The organism is Entomobacter blattae, from assembly GCF_014672835.1.
Classification (GTDB): Bacteria; Pseudomonadota; Alphaproteobacteria; order Acetobacterales; family Acetobacteraceae; genus Entomobacter; species Entomobacter blattae.
In genome coordinates this window covers 444,655-461,567 of record NZ_CP060244.1, presented here as the reverse complement: position 1 = coordinate 461,567, position 16,913 = coordinate 444,655, and the positions used below count along the sequence as shown (strand labels likewise).

The window sequence follows — 16,913 nt, the reverse complement described above, 5'->3', positions numbered from 1 at the left end:
GAAAAGATAAGCCCTGGCAAAAGGGGTCGCCAAAAAATATGATAAAGTCAGTAGAGATAAAGCCCAGAGAACAGACCAAAACAGTAAGCCAGAACAAGGCGATGATGAGAGTAAAAATAGGGAATGGATATGTCGGTTGAAATTAAGGTTCCAGAGTTAGGGGAAAGTATTACAACAGCTCTTGTGGCCCGCTGGTTAAAGCAGCCAGGTGAGGGTGTTAAGGTGGATGACCCCCTTGTTGAACTAGAAACTGATAAGGTGAGTATTGAAATCCCTGCCCCCGTTTCAGGCATAATGGGAGATATTTACGTCAATGAAGGCGAAGAAGTTGAGGTGGGTGCCCTCTTGGCTATGATGACAGCAGGAGAGGCTCCATCTCCTGAAGAGGATGATCCCCGTAAACAGGTTCATCGCCCATCAGGTGGGGTGCACCCGCCCCAGCCTAATGTTGGCTTGGTTTCGCGCCCGGCACCTGCCCCCAATCCTGAGGATCTGCAGAAAGGTCCTCAGGATTATGATGGAACGGGAACGGCTTTTTCTCCTCATCCCATGCCCGCTGCCAAAAATTTAATGCAAGAACATGGGGTAGAAGTGGGGGCCATTACTTCTCCAACAGGTCGGGGGGGGCGCATTACCAAGGCCGATGTTTTGGCGTTTCTGGAACGTGAAAAACATTCGGTTGCTAGCCAGCAAGCTGGGGTTGGAGAAGGGAAAGCTTCTCGGGAGTCAAAGCCTGTAGGGTCAAGAGAAGAGCGTGTGAAAATGACGCGTTTGCGGGCAACCATTGCGCGCCGGTTGAAAGAGGCCCAAAATACAGCGGCCATTCTAACAACTTTTAATGAAGTGGATATGTCCGCTATTATTGGCTTGCGTAAAAAATACAAAGAGCCTTTTGAAAAGCGCCATCAGGGTGCACGTCTTGGTTTTATGTCCTTTTTTGTGAGGGCTGCTGTCAAGGCTTTGGCAGAATTTCCCGTGCTGAATGCTGAAATTGATGGGGAAGATATTATTTATCGTGATTTTATGAATATTGGCATTGCTGTGGGGGGGGCAAATGGGTTGGTTGTGCCTGTCTTGTGCAGGGCAGAGCAACTATCATTTGCTGAAATAGAGGCCGGTATTACGCAATTGGGCCAAAAGGCTCGGGCCGGCCAGCTTAAGCTTGAGGAATTGGCGGGGGGAACTTTTTCCATCACCAATGGCGGTATTTATGGTTCCATGATGTCTACTCCCATTTTAAACGCGCCCCAATCGGCTATTTTGGGAATGCATAGTATAAAAGAGCGCCCCATGGCTGTAGAAGGACAAGTGGTGATACGCCCCATGATGTATTTGGCCCTCTCTTATGATCACCGTATTGTAGATGGTAAAGAGGCTGTAAGTTTTCTGGTTAAAATTAAGGACTATGTTGAAGATCCTATGCGCCTCTTGCTTGATGTATAGCCTTTGCATTGCGGGAGGTTACGTTTGTTTTTTGCTCCATCCAAAAGAGGCTTTATGTAGATGGTAGATATTATCTATTAAGAAGAATGTTTTTTATGGTTTAGGTTAATTGACAACTATATTGTAAAAACTTCTCTATTTGCGTGGGACAAGAGATATGGTGGAATCATTAGAGGTTATGGATATTGTGGTACCAGCCCTTGGTGAGGGGATAGAACAGGCCAAGCTTGGGCGTTGGGTAAAAAATAGTGGTGATGCGGTTAAGGTGGGTGAATTAGTCGCTGAACTGGAAACCGATAAGGTAACTGTAGAGATTGTGGCCCTCCATAGTGGGACATTAGGGGAGATCGTTGCTCAGGAAGGGGCATTTGTTAAAGAAGGGCAGGTGCTGGCGAAGCTGGATGTTAAAGATTCTGCAGAGAACGAGCCCGCCCAGTTTCATTCCCCAGATATAGCCGATCAGGCACAGGCACCTGCTACCATACAATCTTCCTCTGAGCAGACCTCTTCTGAGGCAGCGCCTTTTGTTGACCATACGGGGGCTTCAAGCCCTGCTGATAAAGAAAATATTTTTGATCTGGCCGTTATCGGCGGGGGACCTGGGGGGTATGCGTGTGCCATACGGGCAGCTCAGCTGGGTATGAAGGTGGCGTGTATTGAAAAACGTACCACTTTGGGGGGGACTTGTTTGAATGTGGGTTGTATTCCTTCAAAGGCGCTGTTGCAGTCTTCTGAAAATTATCATGCCCTCATGCATGACTTTGCAGGGCATGGCATTGAGGCAGACTCTGTAAAAATCAGTATTGAGAAAATGCAGCAAAGAAAGGCTTCTGTCGTTGAGGCTAATGTCAAGGGGGTAGAGTTTCTCTTTCGTAAAAATAATGTCACCTGGATTAAGGGTGAAGGCGTGATCGAGAGCCAAGGCCGCATTCGCGTAGAAGACCGTATCATTGAAGCCAGTAAGATTGTTATTGCCACAGGGAGTGAAAGTGCAGATCTCCCAGGGATAAAGATTGATGAGGTCGATATAGTCACTTCAACGGGAGCGTTGGCTTTTTCAGAGGTTCCCCAACGGTTAGCTGTTATTGGTGGCGGGGTAATTGGGGTTGAGCTGGGCAGTGTTTGGAAGCGCTTGGGTGCTGAAGTCACGGTGATTGAATATGCAGACCATCTTATTAATGGATATGATGGAGAAATTGTTACCCTGTTTGAGCGTTTAATGAAAAAACAGGGCATGGCCCTTAAAATGTCCTCTCGGGTGATAGAAATCGAAAGAAAGGATAATGGCCTTGTCTTGCAAGTCGAGCATGTTAAAAAGGGCACCTATTCAGAAGTGACTGTCGATAAGGTTTTGGTCGCTGTGGGCCGTAAAGCCTATACGGCTCGGTTAGGGCTAGAAAAAGTAGGCGTTGTGCTGGATGAGCGAGGCCGCATTAAGACCGATGCGCATTTTGCAACCTCTGTTCCAGGTCTTTATGCCATAGGCGATGTTATTGCTGGTCCAATGCTGGCGCATAAAGCCTCAGAAGAAGGGGTTGCTGTGGCAGAGCATCTTGCAGGAAAGCCTTTCCATATTGATTATAATATTATCCCGGCTGTAATTTATACATGGCCAGAAGTTGCTTTTGTCGGTAAGACTGAAGAGGCCCTTAAGGCGGCCGGGCAGGATTATAAAGTGGGTAAATTTCCTTTTACTGCCAGTGGTAGGGCTCGGGCCTTGGGCACAACAGAAGGGATGGTAAAAATTTTGGCTGATGCGAAAACAGATCAGGTTTTAGGGGTTCATATTCTGGGTCCTACGGCTAGTGAGTTGATCGCAGAGGTTACCATGGCTATGGCTTTTGATGCGTCTTCTGAAGATATTGCTAGCGTTTGCCATGCGCACCCTACATTGAGTGAAGCCGTAAAGGAGGCGGCTTTGGCTGTAACAGGTCGGGCTATCCATATTTAGCCATAATTCTGTTGACAATTTTACGAAATGTTCTTTTCCTCACCTTTAGGTGAGGAAGGCTTTTGAAGAAACCTTTTCTCTTGTGGAGTGTTTCGAAACTGTGTCAAAGACAGTTTTTCTTTGGTGTTTATTTTCCTCTCCACGGGGGAGGGGTCTTTAGCTTTTTTGTGGATATGTTTTTGAAGTTCGTCATGCCTTTACATATTAGAAATGATCAGTATCCCTATAACTTTATAAAAAACCTTATGCGGGTTTCCAGCATTGGGCTGTTGGTTTTGGTCTATGGCCATGGGTATGGGAGGGCTGCCATAGAGACCGCTCATTCAGAAATATCATCGCATAATGAGGAAGACAGAAAAGAGAGCCAAAAAGATTTTCATAAAAAGCAAGAGAATGCAGGGCTAAAGGCAGCGTCTACGTCAGAGAAGGTGGCAGAAGCCAAACCGGCCTTTTCGCCTGATCCCTTAGAAGGAGGGAGTGCTCCTGTTGAGATTCCTCCTTTGCCCTCCTTAGGCGAGAAAGAAGCGGAAATTGAGGCAGTTCACCTTGCCAAGCAGATGCGCCACGATATTCCCCACTTTAAAGCTTATAGCTCTTCGCAAAAGCAACACTGGATTGCCATGGCAAAAGCCATGATCAAGGCCACCCAAACCCCAATTGAGCGCCCTCAGATTCTTACGGTGGTAGATCGTAACCCACATGCCCAGGCCTTAGCCTTTATTCTTGCTCAACCAGAGGGGAGTTGGCTTGTTTTAGGGGGAACGCATGTTTCTACTGGCCAATCTGGCCGCAAATATTACTATATCACTCCTACGGGGGTATTCCATAATACGACCGAGCGCTTGGGCTATCGTGCATTGGGAACGAAGAATGAAAATGGCGTACGTGGCATTGGCTTAAAAGGGATGAGGGTATGGGATATGGGGTGGCAGTGGGCAGAGAAAGGGTGGCTTTCGAGCCGTGAAAAGGGCCAGATTCGCCTAGAGATACACGCTACAGACCCTGCCTTGCTGGAGTGGAAAATTGGGCATCCTGCATCCGAAGGGTGTATCCGTCTTCCAACGGCTGTAAATGTGTTTATGGATAAGCACGGTCTTATAGATGTTCTTTACGAGCAAGCTGCCAGTTATGATATACGCTTTCGTGCGCTTTTACCGAAAGATCGCATTCCTAGCCTTATTGCGGGGGATGCGCTGGTGGTGGTAGACTCGGCAGAGCACGTTCAACAGCCTACGTATGAAGATCATGTATGATGCTTGTTCTCACTATGGGAGACCCCGCAGGAATTAGTGCAGAAATTACGGCCAAAGCCTGGGCCAAGCTTCGGGAAACCGAAGTGGCCTTCGCCTTGGTTGGTGACCCTTTGTGGTTTTCTAGTATGTGCCCCGATACCCCTATTGTTGTGGTAGAAGAATCCCTTGGGGATGCGAGAAGGGTGTTTAAAAATGCTGTTCCTTGCATTCCTGTTGTGCTTAAACACCCTGCCCAGGCAGGGATTCCCTCTGTTAAGAATGCCCCCAGTGTGGTGGAAAGCATTGAAAAGGCCGTTGTCTTAACTCTTTCCGGAAAAGCTCAGGCCGTTGTGACCAACCCTATTAGCAAAACAACCCTTTGCCAGGCGGGCTTTATGTATCCTGGCCATACAGAGTTTATCTCTTCTTTGTGTGGTGCTGAGCGTGAGGAAGTGATGATGATGGTGGGGCCAACCCTAAAGGTTGCTTTAACCAGCGTGCACGTGCCGTTAAGACAGGCGATAGACGGGTTAACAATCGAACGCCTTGTTTTTGTTGGTAGGAAAACATGGCGTGCTCTTAAGGAGGATTTTGGAATTCCTCACCCACGGTTGGCCATAGCAGGGTTAAATCCCCATGCTGGAGAAAGTGGATATATGGGGCGTGAAGAAATTGAGATTGTTGTCCCTGCCATAACAACGCTCAGGGCAGAAGGAATAGATATTTCTGGCCCATGGGCTGCCGATAGCATGTTTACACCATTTTCTCGCAAACAGTACGATGCAGCGGTATGTCTTTATCACGATCAGGGGCTTATTCCGTTTAAAACGGTTGAAATGGACCTGGGAGTGAATGTTACGACTGGTTTACCCTTGGTAAGGACCTCGCCTGATCATGGAACGGCCTTTAACATTGCTGGTCATGGCTTGGCTGATGAAACCAGCCTTGTTGAGGCGTTGAAGACAGCGGTAGAAATTGCAGCAACACGGAAAAAATACCACGAAGCCATGTTGGCAAATAGCCAGTAAAGGGGTGGAGATCGCGTGCAGGGGAAAAAACGCCTTGGGGTGAATATTGACCACGTTGCAACATTACGAAATGCCCGTGGAGAAGGGTATCCTAATCTTATTCATGCAGCAGAAATTGCCATACAAGCTGGTGCTGATGGAATTACTGCTCACTTGCGTGAAGATAGACGCCATATTCGTGATGAAGATGTGTTTCTCTTAAAAGAAAAGCTTTCTGTTCCCCTTAATCTGGAAATGGCAGCCACCGAGGAGATGGTTGGGGTTGCCCAGCGTTTAAGGCCTCATGCCTGTTGTATAGTCCCTGAACGTAGAGAGGAGCTGACCACGGAAGGGGGGTTAGATGTCCTTGCCCTTAAGGAGAGGCTGAAAGAGCAGATCCCCCTCCTTCAGCAGGCAGGTGTGCGGGTTTCGCTTTTTGTGGCCCCCAATGATAGGCAGCTGGAAATGGCTGCTCAATTGGGTGCAGATGTTGTAGAGCTTCATACGGGCGTTTACTCTCATGCCCCTGCCCAAGAGCTTTCTGTAATAGCTAAGGCGGCCCGCAAGGCCTATCAATTAGGGCTGGAAGTGCATGCGGGCCACGGGTTAACATTTGGCAATGTGGCTGCCATTGCGGCTCTACCAGAAGTGCAGGAATTAAATATTGGTCATTTTATCATTGCACAGTCTGTGTTTGATGGATTGTCGGCTGTTGTCCATCATATGAAGCATCTTATAACCAACGCTGAGAACGAAAACACATCTCTCCTCTAAAATCCTTTTTTGAGGAGAATAAAGAAAACGGGGGTCTTCCCCTCCTTCTAGCATCCGGGCAAACCAATATAAGGCTGCATCCGGGTCGAGACCTACGAACAGACTTATGCAAAGCAGAGATAAGGTTATAGTGCTCCTCCCTGTCTCGATCATAAGCGATGGCACGATGAGAGATGAGGAACGGGTCGTTTATTCTTTCAGTGCATTTTAAAAGAGTGCCTATTTTTGTATGGCATCTGTTTTCGGCGTAGATTTTGATGTCGAAGCCGGGAGGATGGTATTGGGGGAAGGAGGCAGCCAAGCAGGTGTAACTGGAATTTTTACGGTTTTTGGCGCATTGGGGTTAGGGGTGTTATAAATAGCTTCGTAGGGAAGCTTTGCTACAGGGGGAGAGGAGAAGCTAGAAACTGAGTCTTCCTGTTCATCATTCAGGGTTGTCGTTGTTGGTTCAGGTTGGCGCATACAGCCCCTAATGATATAAACGCAGTATCCCTCATCTCCAACCCATTCATCATTGTCTCCTGAATAGTGTAATTCCACAACCTTGTCGTTAACAACCCGGAAGTGGGCACTACAACTACTGCCTGGATTAGTCACATTGATTGAAGCAATATTGAATGGGCTTATGCTGAAGCCTCCAGCTGTAGCCTTAAAATTATAGGTGAGGAGCTTTGTCGTATCGCTTAGTTTTGTTGTTGTAGCAGGTGGGGCCGCACAGGCGTTAAGGTCATTGACCGACATGCCCACCATACTGATTTGGGCTTGATGGGCAAGGAGAGAGTCATCATATCCACATTGGGTCAGGAGTAGATGACCCAAAAGGAGGCTAATTTTTACAGGTCTGAGCATTTTCACGCTGTGTATTTACTAAAGAAGGTCAAATAATGAACCATACTGATGAGAAAAAATTAATAAATTCCTTTTTTACATCTTTTCCCATTACGGCTATCGTGGCTTCTGAGTTGACTAAGAAGTTGGCGCATCCCGAAAGGCAGGGGGTTAGCATTCTTTTTTTGTGGGGGAGGCAATGCCCGAATTGCGATAATGCCAAACAGGCCTTACTCATAAACCCCCAAGCCTTTCAATGGCCAGATGTGCAGTGGTATCATTGCAATGTCTATGAAGATTCTGATATGGCAACCCGCTTTAGCCTGCACGGCATCCCAGTCTTTATGGTTTATGCTCATAGTCAGAAAAAACAGTTGCAAAAACCTGTTGGTCGTATAACAGGGTGGCCAGGGGCAAAAGCTTTTCAGCAGGCCATAGAAGAGGTAAGAAGAAAAGTGCAGGAAGAGAGTCTATCTTAACTGGTTTTTCCTGCGTATCCGTAGCTCTACAAAAGGCTTTGCCGTTAGGGTTTTTCTATTAAGAGAAAACCAGGAAAAGAGATAGAGGGAATGTAATGTTAGAAAAAGGATCTTATCATGAGTGATCAGGAAATGTCTGTATCGGAGTTGTCTCGTGTGCAAACATGTCTTCGCCGTCTGTTAGGAGCAGCAGGGTTAAAGGTGAGCCCGCCCCCTCGTCCTGGGCTTTCCGTTGAGGTTTCTGTAGGGGGGGAAGTTATTGGAACCCTATATAAGGATAACGAGGATGGAGAAACCTCCTACGATTTGCACATAACTGTGCTGGAGGAAGACCTTCCTCCACAATAAGAGTTACAGCCCCCGCCTTTTCCAGAGGCCTCAAAAAAGGACATTGGGTACACTGGAAAAAGGCAAAGGGTCATTCTTACAGGTTAGCTATGGATACTGTTTGCTGAAGCTTCCATGACGCGGTTGCTTTTCTTATTGGGAGTAGGCAGAAGAATCTTAACAATTTTCCAACGCCATTTCTGGATTTTCATTTCAATTTCCATGGGTGTTTCATTTTCATGCCCAGGAACACTTACATCGACAATAAAGGTTGTTGGAGATATAAAATGGGCAAACCCGTTCATATGCATACCCTGGTGGGCAGAGGGAGTTTTAGGGGTGCTGTTGGTTTCAGTGGGGAAGAATTGTTTGACAATGGTGCCAAGATTTTCCTGGGTGACCCGTATTTTTATAGCATTTGAAACGGCTTTCGTTGCAAAGGAAGAGCCAAAATCAGGTAAATCAGCGCTATCTTCACTGACGGTATGAATGCCATAAGTGTTTGAAAGCATGGTTGAGGCCTGCCCCTGCAGGCTATCGCATAGGCTGTGCCAGTTTATGCTTTTCCCCAATGTGGGCATATCGTTATTTTCTACGGCCGAAGCGATAGACCATAGGGCAAAGTACGGCGAAACCAAATATAAGCTAGAAGCAGCAATAAGGGCACTGACAGAAACAACAAGTGTTTTTCGTTTGCGGGAACCAATACCCAAGAGGGCTGGACGCAGACGACCTGTAAAAAAAATGGGTAGGTGAGAGCGCAGCATGGAATGAGAGCCTCTAAATGAAGTGTTTAACCGAAAAACACGAAATTAATAAAACACACCAAAAGTAACGAAATATTACATTATGAGTTATAACAGCTTTTATCAGTTTTTATAACAGAAAAACACCTCTATTCATGAATTTTCCAAAAGCTGGTTTTGAAGAGATAAACTGTAGTTTGATACTATAGTTTCACGATTGGCAATAAATATTATAATAGAGGGTCATGAGGTAAAAAAGAAGTATGGAAATAGAGCTTTCAGAGGAAGAAATAGAGCGCTATTCACGGCATATTTTGCTTAAGGAAGTTGGCGCAAGTGGACAGATGGCCCTTAAGCGTTCACGGGTTCTTGTTATAGGGGCTGGTGGGCTGGGCTCTCCTGTTGCTCTTTATTTGGCAGCAGCTGGAGTAGGACGAATCGGCCTGGTTGATGAAGATACGGTGGACCTCTCCAACCTTCAGCGTCAGATCCTGCACAGTTCTGCCACTGTAGGGATGCCCAAGGTGAGCTCTGCAGCCACGATGATTAAGGCGATTAACCCCAATGTAAAGGTCGAGACCTATCCTGTTAGGATAACACCAGAGAATGCGGGGGAGATTATTGCCCATTATGATATTATCTGTGACGGGAGTGATAATTTTTCTACCCGATATTTGTTAAACGATGCCTGTTTTTTTGCAAAAAAACCACTGGTTTCGGCGGCAGTTCTTCGTTTCGAGGGGCAGATATCAGCTTTTTCTGCCTATAAGGAAGGGCCATGCTACAGATGCCTCTACCCGTATCCGCCTCCGCCTGGACAGATTCCCTCTTGCTCAGAGGCTGGTATTCTGGGGGCTGTTACGGGGGTATTGGGTACTTTACAGGCTACAGAAATCCTTAAGGAAATTATGGGGTTGGGGGAATCTTTGCGCGGCAAAGTTTTAACGTGGAATGCATTGAGTATGAAATTCCGCACTTTGATCCTCCCTAAAAATCCCTCTTGTCCCCTTTGTGGAGAGACTCCTACGATCAACACGCTCATGACATAAAGGATTCTGGATATAAAGGATTCTGAAAAACTGATGAAGGGCAAAAAGGAGCAACTCAGGAGATGTGCGGTCAGGCAAGGGCCAGTAAACTATAACACGTTAAACTAGAAGGAGTGCCAGAAAGAGTGCCAGAAGGAGTAAGAGCGAAATGACAGAACAACAAGGGCCCCCTCTTACGGGTTCCCCATTAGGGATTTTGTTGCTCAGCAATAGTTATGAGAAAGCTCATTACGGTTTTATTCTCGCTGCGGGGGCCTTGGCTAGCAATAGGCCGGTTATTATGTTTGCCACAAACTTTGCTATTTATAGTCTTACCCCACAATGGCGTAATCTGGAAGGAAGCCAGATGGAAAATACGCATATGCTGAGCAATGGGGTTGCTGGTCTAGAAGAGTTAAGGCAGGCTGTTATTGAATTGGAGGGGCAGCTTTATGCGTGTGAGGCCGGGATGCATGTGGCTTCCATCAAGGCAGACACCTTATTGCCAGCAGTCCAGGTTTGCGGCGTGGTCACTTTTTTGGAAAAAACAAAGAGTGGGCAGCTTATTAGTCTTTGATCAAAATGAAGCCATAGACAAAATGAAACCATAAAAATGGCTTTAATCTCGTATGTTCAGAAAAGGCCTGCGATCGGAAAACCAGGAAGTAGCCCTTGCTGCGCCAGGGTAAACTGTATAAAAACCAGAATGGTGATAATAAAAATATTCGCCTGAAATAAGGATAGGGCAAAGGATTATGAAATCCAGCTGGATAAGAAAAGGTATAGTGTTTGTTACCATGGCGTTGGCTATGGATCTATCTGCAGGGTACTGGAAGGAAGGGTTGTCTGCGCCGGTGAAGGAAAGGGCAACCAAAGAAAAGGCCAAGTTGCACAAGAAAAAGCACCATAAGGCTGCTCGTTCTGAGGAAAGCCCTCATAAAAAAGCTGCGGACAGCACCGCGGTAGAAGAAAAGGCTGTTAAAAAGGAAGGGGCAAAAAAGCATAAGAAACACCATCGCGGTCAATCTGCTACAGTCCATAAAAAGAGAGAAAAACATCCTTCTGCTCCTATAAAAGCCATCCGCAAAAGATCTCTCCCACCGCCAGAGAAGCAAAATCTTCCAGACGAGGGGGATTCCAACGCTCCTTCTAAGGATAATCCTGAGCAACCTACTCCGGCAGTAGATGTTAATAAGGGAACTGTAACCGGGCTGCCCCTGCCTCGTTTTGCCTCCCTAAGGGCAGATGAAGTCAACTGGCGGGTGGGGCCTGGTAGCCGCTATCCTATCCAGTGGGTTTACCATCGAAGGGGAATGCCTGTGCGTATCTTGCGGGAGTTTGATGTTTGGCGTTTGATAGAAGATGCAGAAGGCCAAAAAGGCTGGGTGCACCAGGCAACATTGGTGGGGCGCAGAAGCTTTATTATCCCTGGTGAGAAATTCTCCTCTGACCTTTCTTTAGCAGCGCCTGCCTCTTCTGAAAACAAAGCGAATACCCTTTCCGGGCAGACGGATGCCCAGCTGGTGGGATATGTCTCTGATATGGCATCTATTCAAAAAGATAAAGAGGGTGTAGTTATGTATGCGCAGGCAGATGAACACTCAACGCCTGTTGCTGTATTAAAGCCTGGTACAACAGGCGTGCTAGAACATTGTGCTACTGGATCTGCCTGGTGCCAGGTTAAGGTTAAGCAGCATGAGGGCTGGTTACCCCGTTCTGCATTTTGGGGAATTTCTGCAGATGAAACCCTTCCGTAAATGTGGAACCAGTTTTTATAGAGAATTAAAAGTATTTTAAAGCCATTTAGGTATTTGGAATTATAGATTATCCTTTGCATTTAGGAGTTTTTAATGATTTTGAAACAACATCCTTTACTGTCACGTAAAACAAAAATTGTTTCTACCCTAGGCCCGGCCACATCCACCCGTGAGCTGATCGGCAAGCTGATTGATGCTGGCGCAAATGTTTTTCGTCTGAATTTTTCCCATGGTAATCATGCTGACCATGCAGAACGCCACAGAATTATTCGTGATCTGGAAGCAGAAAAAGGGATCCCTATCGGTATTTTAGCCGATGTTCAAGGGCCTAAATTACGGGTTGGCCGTTTTGAAAAAGGCAAGGTTCAACTCCAAAAAGGCGATCATTTTCGCTTGGATCTTAATGATGCATTGGGCGATGCAACGCGGGTCAAGCTTCCTCACCCAGAAATTATCAAGGCAGCGGAAGTAGGCTCCAATCTGTTGGTAGATGATGGCAAGATGCGTTTGACCGTTCAAGCAAAGGGGAGTGATTATCTCGATACCATTGTGGCTGTAAGTGGTTTTATATCGGATAATAAAGGTGTTAACGTTCCTGATGTGGTTTTACCTATTCCAGCCTTAACAGAAAAAGACCGCAAAGACCTAGCTTTTGCCCTGGAGATGGGGATTGAGTATGTTGGGTTATCTTTTGTTCAGCGTGTAGAAGATGTTCAGGAAGCCAAAGATATTATCAAAGGTCGGGCATGGGTTGTTTCCAAATTAGAGAAACCGCAGGCCATTAATAATCTTGAAGCCATTATGGATCTGACAGATGGGGTCATGGTAGCGCGTGGGGACCTTGGTGTTGAATGTCCACCAGAAGCCGTGCCCCTTATTCAGAAAAATATTATTCGGGAGGCCCGTAAACGTGGCAAGCCTGTTATTGTTGCCACCCAAATGCTTGAAAGCATGATTACCACCCCCACTCCAACCCGTGCAGAAGCTTCTGACGTGGCCACTGCTGTATTTGATGGCGCTGATGCCGTGATGCTTTCGGCAGAAACAGCCTCTGGCGGCTATCCTGTCGAAGCAGTTTCTATGATGAGGCGGATTATTGTTGAAGTTGAAAAAGACATGGACTGGCAAAAACATGTCAAACGTCAGTCCGTCGCCATAGGGTCTACTGTTGAGGAATCCATTGCGAGCGCTGCGGAGGATATATCAGAAAAAATACAGGCCAGGGCGATTGTGGCTTTTACCTTAAGTGGGCGGGCAGCTCTTCAGGTTTCTAGGCAGCGTCCATTTACGCCTATTATTGCTCTGCCCTCCTCAGATATTATTTCTCGCCGGCTCGCAGTTGTTTGGGGGGTTCAAGGGCTTTCTGTTGGTCAGGAAATTCCTGTGCATACGATAGAAGATGTTGTTAACCAGAGTATAGAGGCTGCTATTACCCAAGGTGCTCAAAAGGGTGATCGTATTGTCGTGGTCGGTGGTTTACCATTCGGTGTGGCTGGCTCTACGAATACCTTGCGTGTGGCTACCATCTCATAACGTTGGTTGCCCAATAGAGAGAAGTAAAAACGGTGGTGTGTTTTAAGACAGCCGCCGTTTTATTTTTTAAGAGTTATCAATTAGAGGAGAGCTTCTAGCTTCCGCAACTCTCGGAGCACGTCAAGCGTGTGGATTGTTGCTCCGCCATCTTGTGGGAGGGAACCATCAACACGGCAGCCAATACTTCATCGTCTCCCCTGGTCTGACCCTTGAGAAGCCTCGTGGAGCAGCGCATAGCGTTCAGCGGCCAGATATTGCTCGTAGGTCATCGAATTCCCTGTCACGCAGGGGCTCTATCGCTCCTACTCAGTGTTGAAGGGGTCTTATTTTTTTGCCATGGGCAACATAATTCGGATTGTCGTGCCATGGCCTTCAGCGGAGGCGAGGTTGATATATCCTTCTGATTGTCTAACGAAACCGTAAGACATGGAAAGGCCTAACCCACTCCCGTGCCCTAAGGGGCGCATGGTAAAAAATGGATCGAACGCTCTGGCAAGAGTATGAGCAGACATGCCTTCGCCGGTGTCGATAATATAGAGGACAGCATAATATCCAGGGGCAATATTGATTGAAGTATAAGCGCTGGCCTGCTCTTGGTTGATAACACAATTCTTCGTTTTAAAGGTAAGGGTTCCCCCTTTTGGCATGGCATCATAGGCATTTTCGCAAATATTGAGTAAGGCGCTCTCAAGCTTTTGGGGGTCACAAAATACTTCCCCTGTCGCTAGAAGTTCTGTTTTAATATGTATCATGCACTCTGGTGTGGAGGGGTAAAGAGTTTGAAGCTTGTGAGCAAGACCAAGAACGGTCTCGTTAAGGTTGAGAGGGCGGGGCATAAGGGTTTGCTGGCGCGAAAAGGAAAGAAGATGATTGGTAATGGCCGCTGCCCTGTTGGCCGCATTATGGGCTTCGGCAATGTAGTGGGGAAGAGTATCATAACGTTTTTGCGCAACGCGTAAGCCCATTAATTCCAAATTACCTGTAATTCCTGAGAGGATGTTGTTAAAATCATGGGCCAGGCCTCCAATAATCTGCTCGATCGCCTTAGTGGTGGTGTTGCGGTGGGTGGTCTCTGTTTCTGGGGTAATGGGGTTAGCTATAACAACCAATATGCCTTTTACATATCCTTTACTGTCCTCTATGGGGCTGTAGTGAATATCCACCCACAGATCGTTACGGGGAGCTTCTGAAGGGTGCTCAACGTTTCTGAAACACTGGTTAGAAATAACAACGGGTTTTTGAGCGTGAATTTCCTCATCTATATATTTTTGCAAGGAGGCAAGCTCAGGCCAGGCTTCTGCTCCAGGTAGGCCTAAAATATCAGGGTGCCGACTGGCAGAAAATTGGGCATAGGTGTCATTGTAAAGAAGGATGTGCTCTTTCCCCCACCGTATTGCCATAGGGAGGGAGGAAGCAAGAATAAGGTTAAGGGTAGAGACTAGCAAAGGGGGCCATGTTTCCCTTGCACCCAGTGGGGTTACGGACCAGTCTTTGGCTCTGATCTGCTCTTTCATGGAAAGGGTTTTGGCAGGCGGCACAGGAAACCTCTGTTTCGGTTAAGGGTTTAAGCCTATTCTTGGGGAGGGGCAGATAGGATAGTAAAGCGGCTATGCCTGTTTATTGTCAATGAGAGAGTGGCGAATGCGCCGCCCCCTTTCAATTCTGTCCATAATAAACTCACTATCTTCCCATCTTATAGCCCGTGCCATGGCTTGGGCATCTTCCATAAAACGGGCCAACATTTCCAGAAGGGCCTCTTTATTATTCAGAAAAATGTCTCGCCACATGATGGGGTCAGAAGAGGCGATACGGGTAAAATCACGAAAGCCAGAAGCAGCATAATCGAGAACTTCCGAGCGTGTTTCATCGGCCAGGTCATCAGCCGTGCTGCATATGGTAAAGGCCAAAAGATGGGGAAGATGGCTGACCATGGCACAAACCTTATCATGATGGATGGGATCCATCCTGCGGGTTTTAGCACCTGTTTTTTGCCAGAGGGTTTCAATTTTTCTGGTGGCATTTTCCCGTTCCTGAGGAAGGGGGGAAAGCGTTCTTTCCTTCTGTGTTTCTGTAGTTACAGTTTCAATATTAGGGGTAATCAGGCACCAGCGATTTTCAAACAAGGTGGAAAAGCCAGCATCTGGGCCGGAGAACTCTGTACCCGCCATGGGATGGGTAGGAATAAAAAAGATATCAGGCCTTAAAAAAGGGCTGACAGCTCGAATGACGGAAACTTTTGTAGACCCTACTTCTGAGAGGAGGGTGCCGGGAGAAAGCAGGGGAATGATTTGTTCTGTCACTTCTCCCATTGCTCCAACCGGAATGCACAAAATGACCCCATCAGCCCCCTCTACAGCGGCAGCTAACTCAGTATGGACTTCATCGGCAATGCCCAGTTGGGTAACATGGGCACAAACCTGGGGGTTGTGATCTGTTGTAACCAGGGTACGAGCAATTGTGCGATCAAGACATGCTCTGCGCAATAATGAGGAGCCAATAAGTCCAGGGCCTATTATAACAAGCCGTTCAAAAAGAGGGGATATGGGAGAGTCTTGCATGGAATGATGGGGGCTTAATGGAAAGTCATTTCTGGGATTTTTGCCTCTTTTGGGGTATAAAAAGGCAAATGGCTGTCCTCTTCTGAAGAGGGAGAGGATGAGGAATTTTTTAATAGCGGGTGCTTTTCATCGGGGCCATTATTCTTGATGGTCATAAACTCCATAATCTGCCAGCCGATAAGGGCAGGGATACCAATGCTGATATCGCGGGCCCGCCGAAGAAGAGAGACACTTAAAGATAAATCGGCGTTAATACCGTAAACGGCTCCAAGCGAGATATAGGCAGCCTCCTGGATTCCAAGACTCCCTGGAACAATAAACAAGATAGAGGTAATGGCACAGGTGATGGCCTCTATCGCCAATACATCTAGAAAGCCGAGAGGAACCCCAAGAAAGTGGAAAGCCGTCCAGGTGCTCCCCGTATTGGCGATCCAGGCAATAGCATGATAGAAAGCACTTTTCCCAACCTGGTGAGGGTTGCTCCAAGCCTGGTCAAGGTGGGCCTGAAAGTTGCCAACCCCATTGACCACCAGGTTTTGCCATGGCCCGGCAATATGTTTTCCCAGAAAGTGGGCAGCTTGCTTGATAAGGTTATAGCTGTGTTGTTGTGCCCATACAAAGGCAGTCACGGCAATCACCATAACCACAACGCCTGTAAGGCCTGTCCAGGCGAGGTTAAGGCCAGGGTGGAGTACTACTAGAAAAAATACGCCCAGTACTACATAAAAGGCCAGGCCCAACACTTCTGTGGTAATATCAATAACATTGGCACTGGCCGCTTCCAGCCATCCAATCTTGGGACGGTTTTTGGACTTTGAAACCATCAGGATCGTCGCCCGTATGCTAATAATAAGTCCTCCCAGGAAGGAAAAAGGCAAACACGCTATCGCAGCTTCGCGGACTAGTCGTGCTCCTGTAAGGTTAAGAAAGCCATATTGGGGACACGCGGCTTGCCAGGCCTTTCCCAAGATAAGGTCAACACCGAGTTGCCATAAAATGAGAAGGATAAAGCCACATAGCCCAATAGAAAAAAAGGCCTGGGCAACGACATCAAACCCCACCCATGCTGTGATGGCTGTAACGATACAAAGGCCCAGAAAAAAGAGAATAGCGGAAAGTTTTTTCAAGTTCTTATCGACTCTGGTAGTAGGGAGTGATTGGCAAAAATGCCAAAAGAGAGTAAAAGTCCAAAATTAAAGAGAATAGCCATTTATCCCGCAATACCCCGTTGTAAAAAGGTTAGACAGGGG

16 protein-coding genes and 1 pseudogene are annotated in these 16,913 nt (G+C 47.1%); 11 read left to right on the top strand and 6 right to left on the bottom strand.

The genetic code is table 11. The annotated features are described in order from the left end of the window. Positions 1-129: 129 nt before the first annotated feature. The 5 genes from odhB to JGUZn3_RS02085 all read left to right on the top strand — a co-directional run bounded on the left by odhB (position 130) and on the right by JGUZn3_RS02085 (position 6,407). Positions 130-1,443, top strand: coding sequence for a 2-oxoglutarate dehydrogenase complex dihydrolipoyllysine-residue succinyltransferase (odhB, locus tag JGUZn3_RS02105; RefSeq protein WP_203414112.1), 1,314 nt, complete (start codon positions 130-132; stop codon positions 1,441-1,443). Positions 1,444-1,600: 157 nt separating this feature from the next. Beyond that, on the top strand, positions 1,601-3,394 hold the full coding sequence (lpdA, locus tag JGUZn3_RS02100; RefSeq protein ID WP_238996862.1) for a dihydrolipoyl dehydrogenase: 1,794 nt from the start codon (positions 1,601-1,603) through the stop codon (positions 3,392-3,394). A gap of 191 nt (positions 3,395-3,585) precedes the next feature. After that, complete coding sequence (locus JGUZn3_RS02095; protein ID WP_203414111.1) at positions 3,586-4,647, top strand: L,D-transpeptidase family protein; 1,062 nt, start codon at positions 3,586-3,588, stop codon at positions 4,645-4,647. After that, entirely contained in the window at positions 4,647-5,654 is a 1,008-nt protein-coding gene (gene pdxA / locus JGUZn3_RS02090) for a 4-hydroxythreonine-4-phosphate dehydrogenase PdxA (protein ID WP_203414745.1), read from the top strand. Before JGUZn3_RS02095 ends, pdxA begins: the two co-directional genes overlap by 1 nt. 15 nt (positions 5,655-5,669) lie before the next feature. Beyond that, the gene (locus JGUZn3_RS02085) at positions 5,670-6,407 is read left to right on the top strand and encodes a pyridoxine 5'-phosphate synthase (protein ID WP_203414110.1); all 738 of its coding nucleotides are present in this window, start codon (positions 5,670-5,672) and stop codon (positions 6,405-6,407) included. Between the two features lie 21 nt (positions 6,408-6,428). Here JGUZn3_RS02085 and JGUZn3_RS02080 read toward each other — a convergent pair. After that, positions 6,429-6,585, bottom strand: a pseudogene (locus JGUZn3_RS02080) (AAA family ATPase); the annotation flags it as partial. 41 nt (positions 6,586-6,626) lie between these two features. Then, positions 6,627-7,226, bottom strand: coding sequence for a hypothetical protein (locus tag JGUZn3_RS02075; RefSeq protein ID WP_203414109.1), 600 nt, complete (start codon positions 7,224-7,226; stop codon positions 6,627-6,629). Positions 7,227-7,291: 65 nt separating this feature from the next. Between JGUZn3_RS02075 and JGUZn3_RS02070 the strand changes: the two genes are divergently transcribed. Together JGUZn3_RS02070 and JGUZn3_RS02065 are read left to right on the top strand one after the other, a co-directional pair. Next, a complete protein-coding gene (locus JGUZn3_RS02070; RefSeq protein ID WP_203414108.1) occupies positions 7,292-7,714 on the top strand; it encodes a thioredoxin family protein in 423 nt (140 codons plus the stop codon). Between the two features lie 117 nt (positions 7,715-7,831). After that, positions 7,832-8,062, top strand: coding sequence for a DUF3126 family protein (locus JGUZn3_RS02065; protein ID WP_203414107.1), 231 nt, complete (start codon positions 7,832-7,834; stop codon positions 8,060-8,062). 83 nt (positions 8,063-8,145) lie between these two features. Here JGUZn3_RS02065 and JGUZn3_RS02060 read toward each other — a convergent pair whose 3' ends face one another. Then, the gene (locus tag JGUZn3_RS02060) at positions 8,146-8,808 is read right to left on the bottom strand and encodes a DUF2939 domain-containing protein (protein ID WP_203414106.1); all 663 of its coding nucleotides are present in this window, start codon (positions 8,806-8,808) and stop codon (positions 8,146-8,148) included. Between the two features lie 248 nt (positions 8,809-9,056). On the opposite strand from JGUZn3_RS02060, the gene JGUZn3_RS02055 reads away from it, so the two are divergent. From JGUZn3_RS02055 to pyk, 4 genes are all read left to right on the top strand, one after another. Further along, a complete protein-coding gene (locus JGUZn3_RS02055; protein WP_203414744.1) occupies positions 9,057-9,836 on the top strand; it encodes a HesA/MoeB/ThiF family protein in 780 nt (259 codons plus the stop codon). 148 nt (positions 9,837-9,984) lie between these two features. Then, a complete protein-coding gene (locus tag JGUZn3_RS02050; RefSeq protein WP_203414105.1) occupies positions 9,985-10,392 on the top strand; it encodes a DsrE/DsrF/DrsH-like family protein in 408 nt (135 codons plus the stop codon). Between the two features lie 178 nt (positions 10,393-10,570). Next, positions 10,571-11,572: an SH3 domain-containing protein gene (locus tag JGUZn3_RS02045; RefSeq protein ID WP_203414104.1), complete on the top strand. Its 1,002-nt coding sequence runs from the start codon at positions 10,571-10,573 to the stop codon at positions 11,570-11,572. A 93-nt stretch (positions 11,573-11,665) separates the two neighbouring features. Continuing rightward, positions 11,666-13,105, top strand: a complete 1,440-nt coding sequence (gene pyk / locus JGUZn3_RS02040) for a pyruvate kinase (protein WP_203414103.1) — start codon at positions 11,666-11,668, stop codon at positions 13,103-13,105. A gap of 323 nt (positions 13,106-13,428) precedes the next feature. On the opposite strand, the gene JGUZn3_RS02035 is transcribed toward pyk, so the two are convergent. From JGUZn3_RS02035 to JGUZn3_RS02025, 3 genes are all read right to left on the bottom strand, one after another. Beyond that, entirely contained in the window at positions 13,429-14,643 is a 1,215-nt protein-coding gene (locus JGUZn3_RS02035) for a two-component system sensor histidine kinase NtrB (protein WP_203414102.1), read from the bottom strand. A gap of 69 nt (positions 14,644-14,712) precedes the next feature. Then, positions 14,713-15,663: a prephenate dehydrogenase/arogenate dehydrogenase family protein gene (locus tag JGUZn3_RS02030; protein ID WP_203414101.1), complete on the bottom strand. Its 951-nt coding sequence runs from the start codon at positions 15,661-15,663 to the stop codon at positions 14,713-14,715. Between the two features lie 14 nt (positions 15,664-15,677). Beyond that, positions 15,678-16,790, bottom strand: a complete 1,113-nt coding sequence (locus tag JGUZn3_RS02025) for a lysylphosphatidylglycerol synthase domain-containing protein (protein ID WP_203414100.1) — start codon at positions 16,788-16,790, stop codon at positions 15,678-15,680. Positions 16,791-16,913 lie beyond the last annotated feature (123 nt).

Coding starts and splice junctions, on each gene's coding strand:
- JGUZn3_RS02095 (WP_203414111.1), top strand. CDS start 3,586: ATGCCTTTACATATTAGAAATGATCAGTATCCCTATAACTTTATAAAA.
- JGUZn3_RS02060 (WP_203414106.1), bottom strand. CDS start 8,808: ATGCTGCGCTCTCACCTACCCATTTTTTTTACAGGTCGTCTGCGTCCA.
- odhB (WP_203414112.1), top strand. CDS start 130: ATGTCGGTTGAAATTAAGGTTCCAGAGTTAGGGGAAAGTATTACAACA.
- JGUZn3_RS02065 (WP_203414107.1), top strand. CDS start 7,832: ATGAGTGATCAGGAAATGTCTGTATCGGAGTTGTCTCGTGTGCAAACA.
- pyk (WP_203414103.1), top strand. CDS start 11,666: ATGATTTTGAAACAACATCCTTTACTGTCACGTAAAACAAAAATTGTT.
- JGUZn3_RS02045 (WP_203414104.1), top strand. CDS start 10,571: ATGAAATCCAGCTGGATAAGAAAAGGTATAGTGTTTGTTACCATGGCG.
- JGUZn3_RS02050 (WP_203414105.1), top strand. CDS start 9,985: ATGACAGAACAACAAGGGCCCCCTCTTACGGGTTCCCCATTAGGGATT.
- pdxA (WP_203414745.1), top strand. CDS start 4,647: ATGCTTGTTCTCACTATGGGAGACCCCGCAGGAATTAGTGCAGAAATT.
- JGUZn3_RS02030 (WP_203414101.1), bottom strand. CDS start 15,663: ATGCAAGACTCTCCCATATCCCCTCTTTTTGAACGGCTTGTTATAATA.
- lpdA (WP_238996862.1), top strand. CDS start 1,601: ATGGTGGAATCATTAGAGGTTATGGATATTGTGGTACCAGCCCTTGGT.
- JGUZn3_RS02070 (WP_203414108.1), top strand. CDS start 7,292: ATGAACCATACTGATGAGAAAAAATTAATAAATTCCTTTTTTACATCT.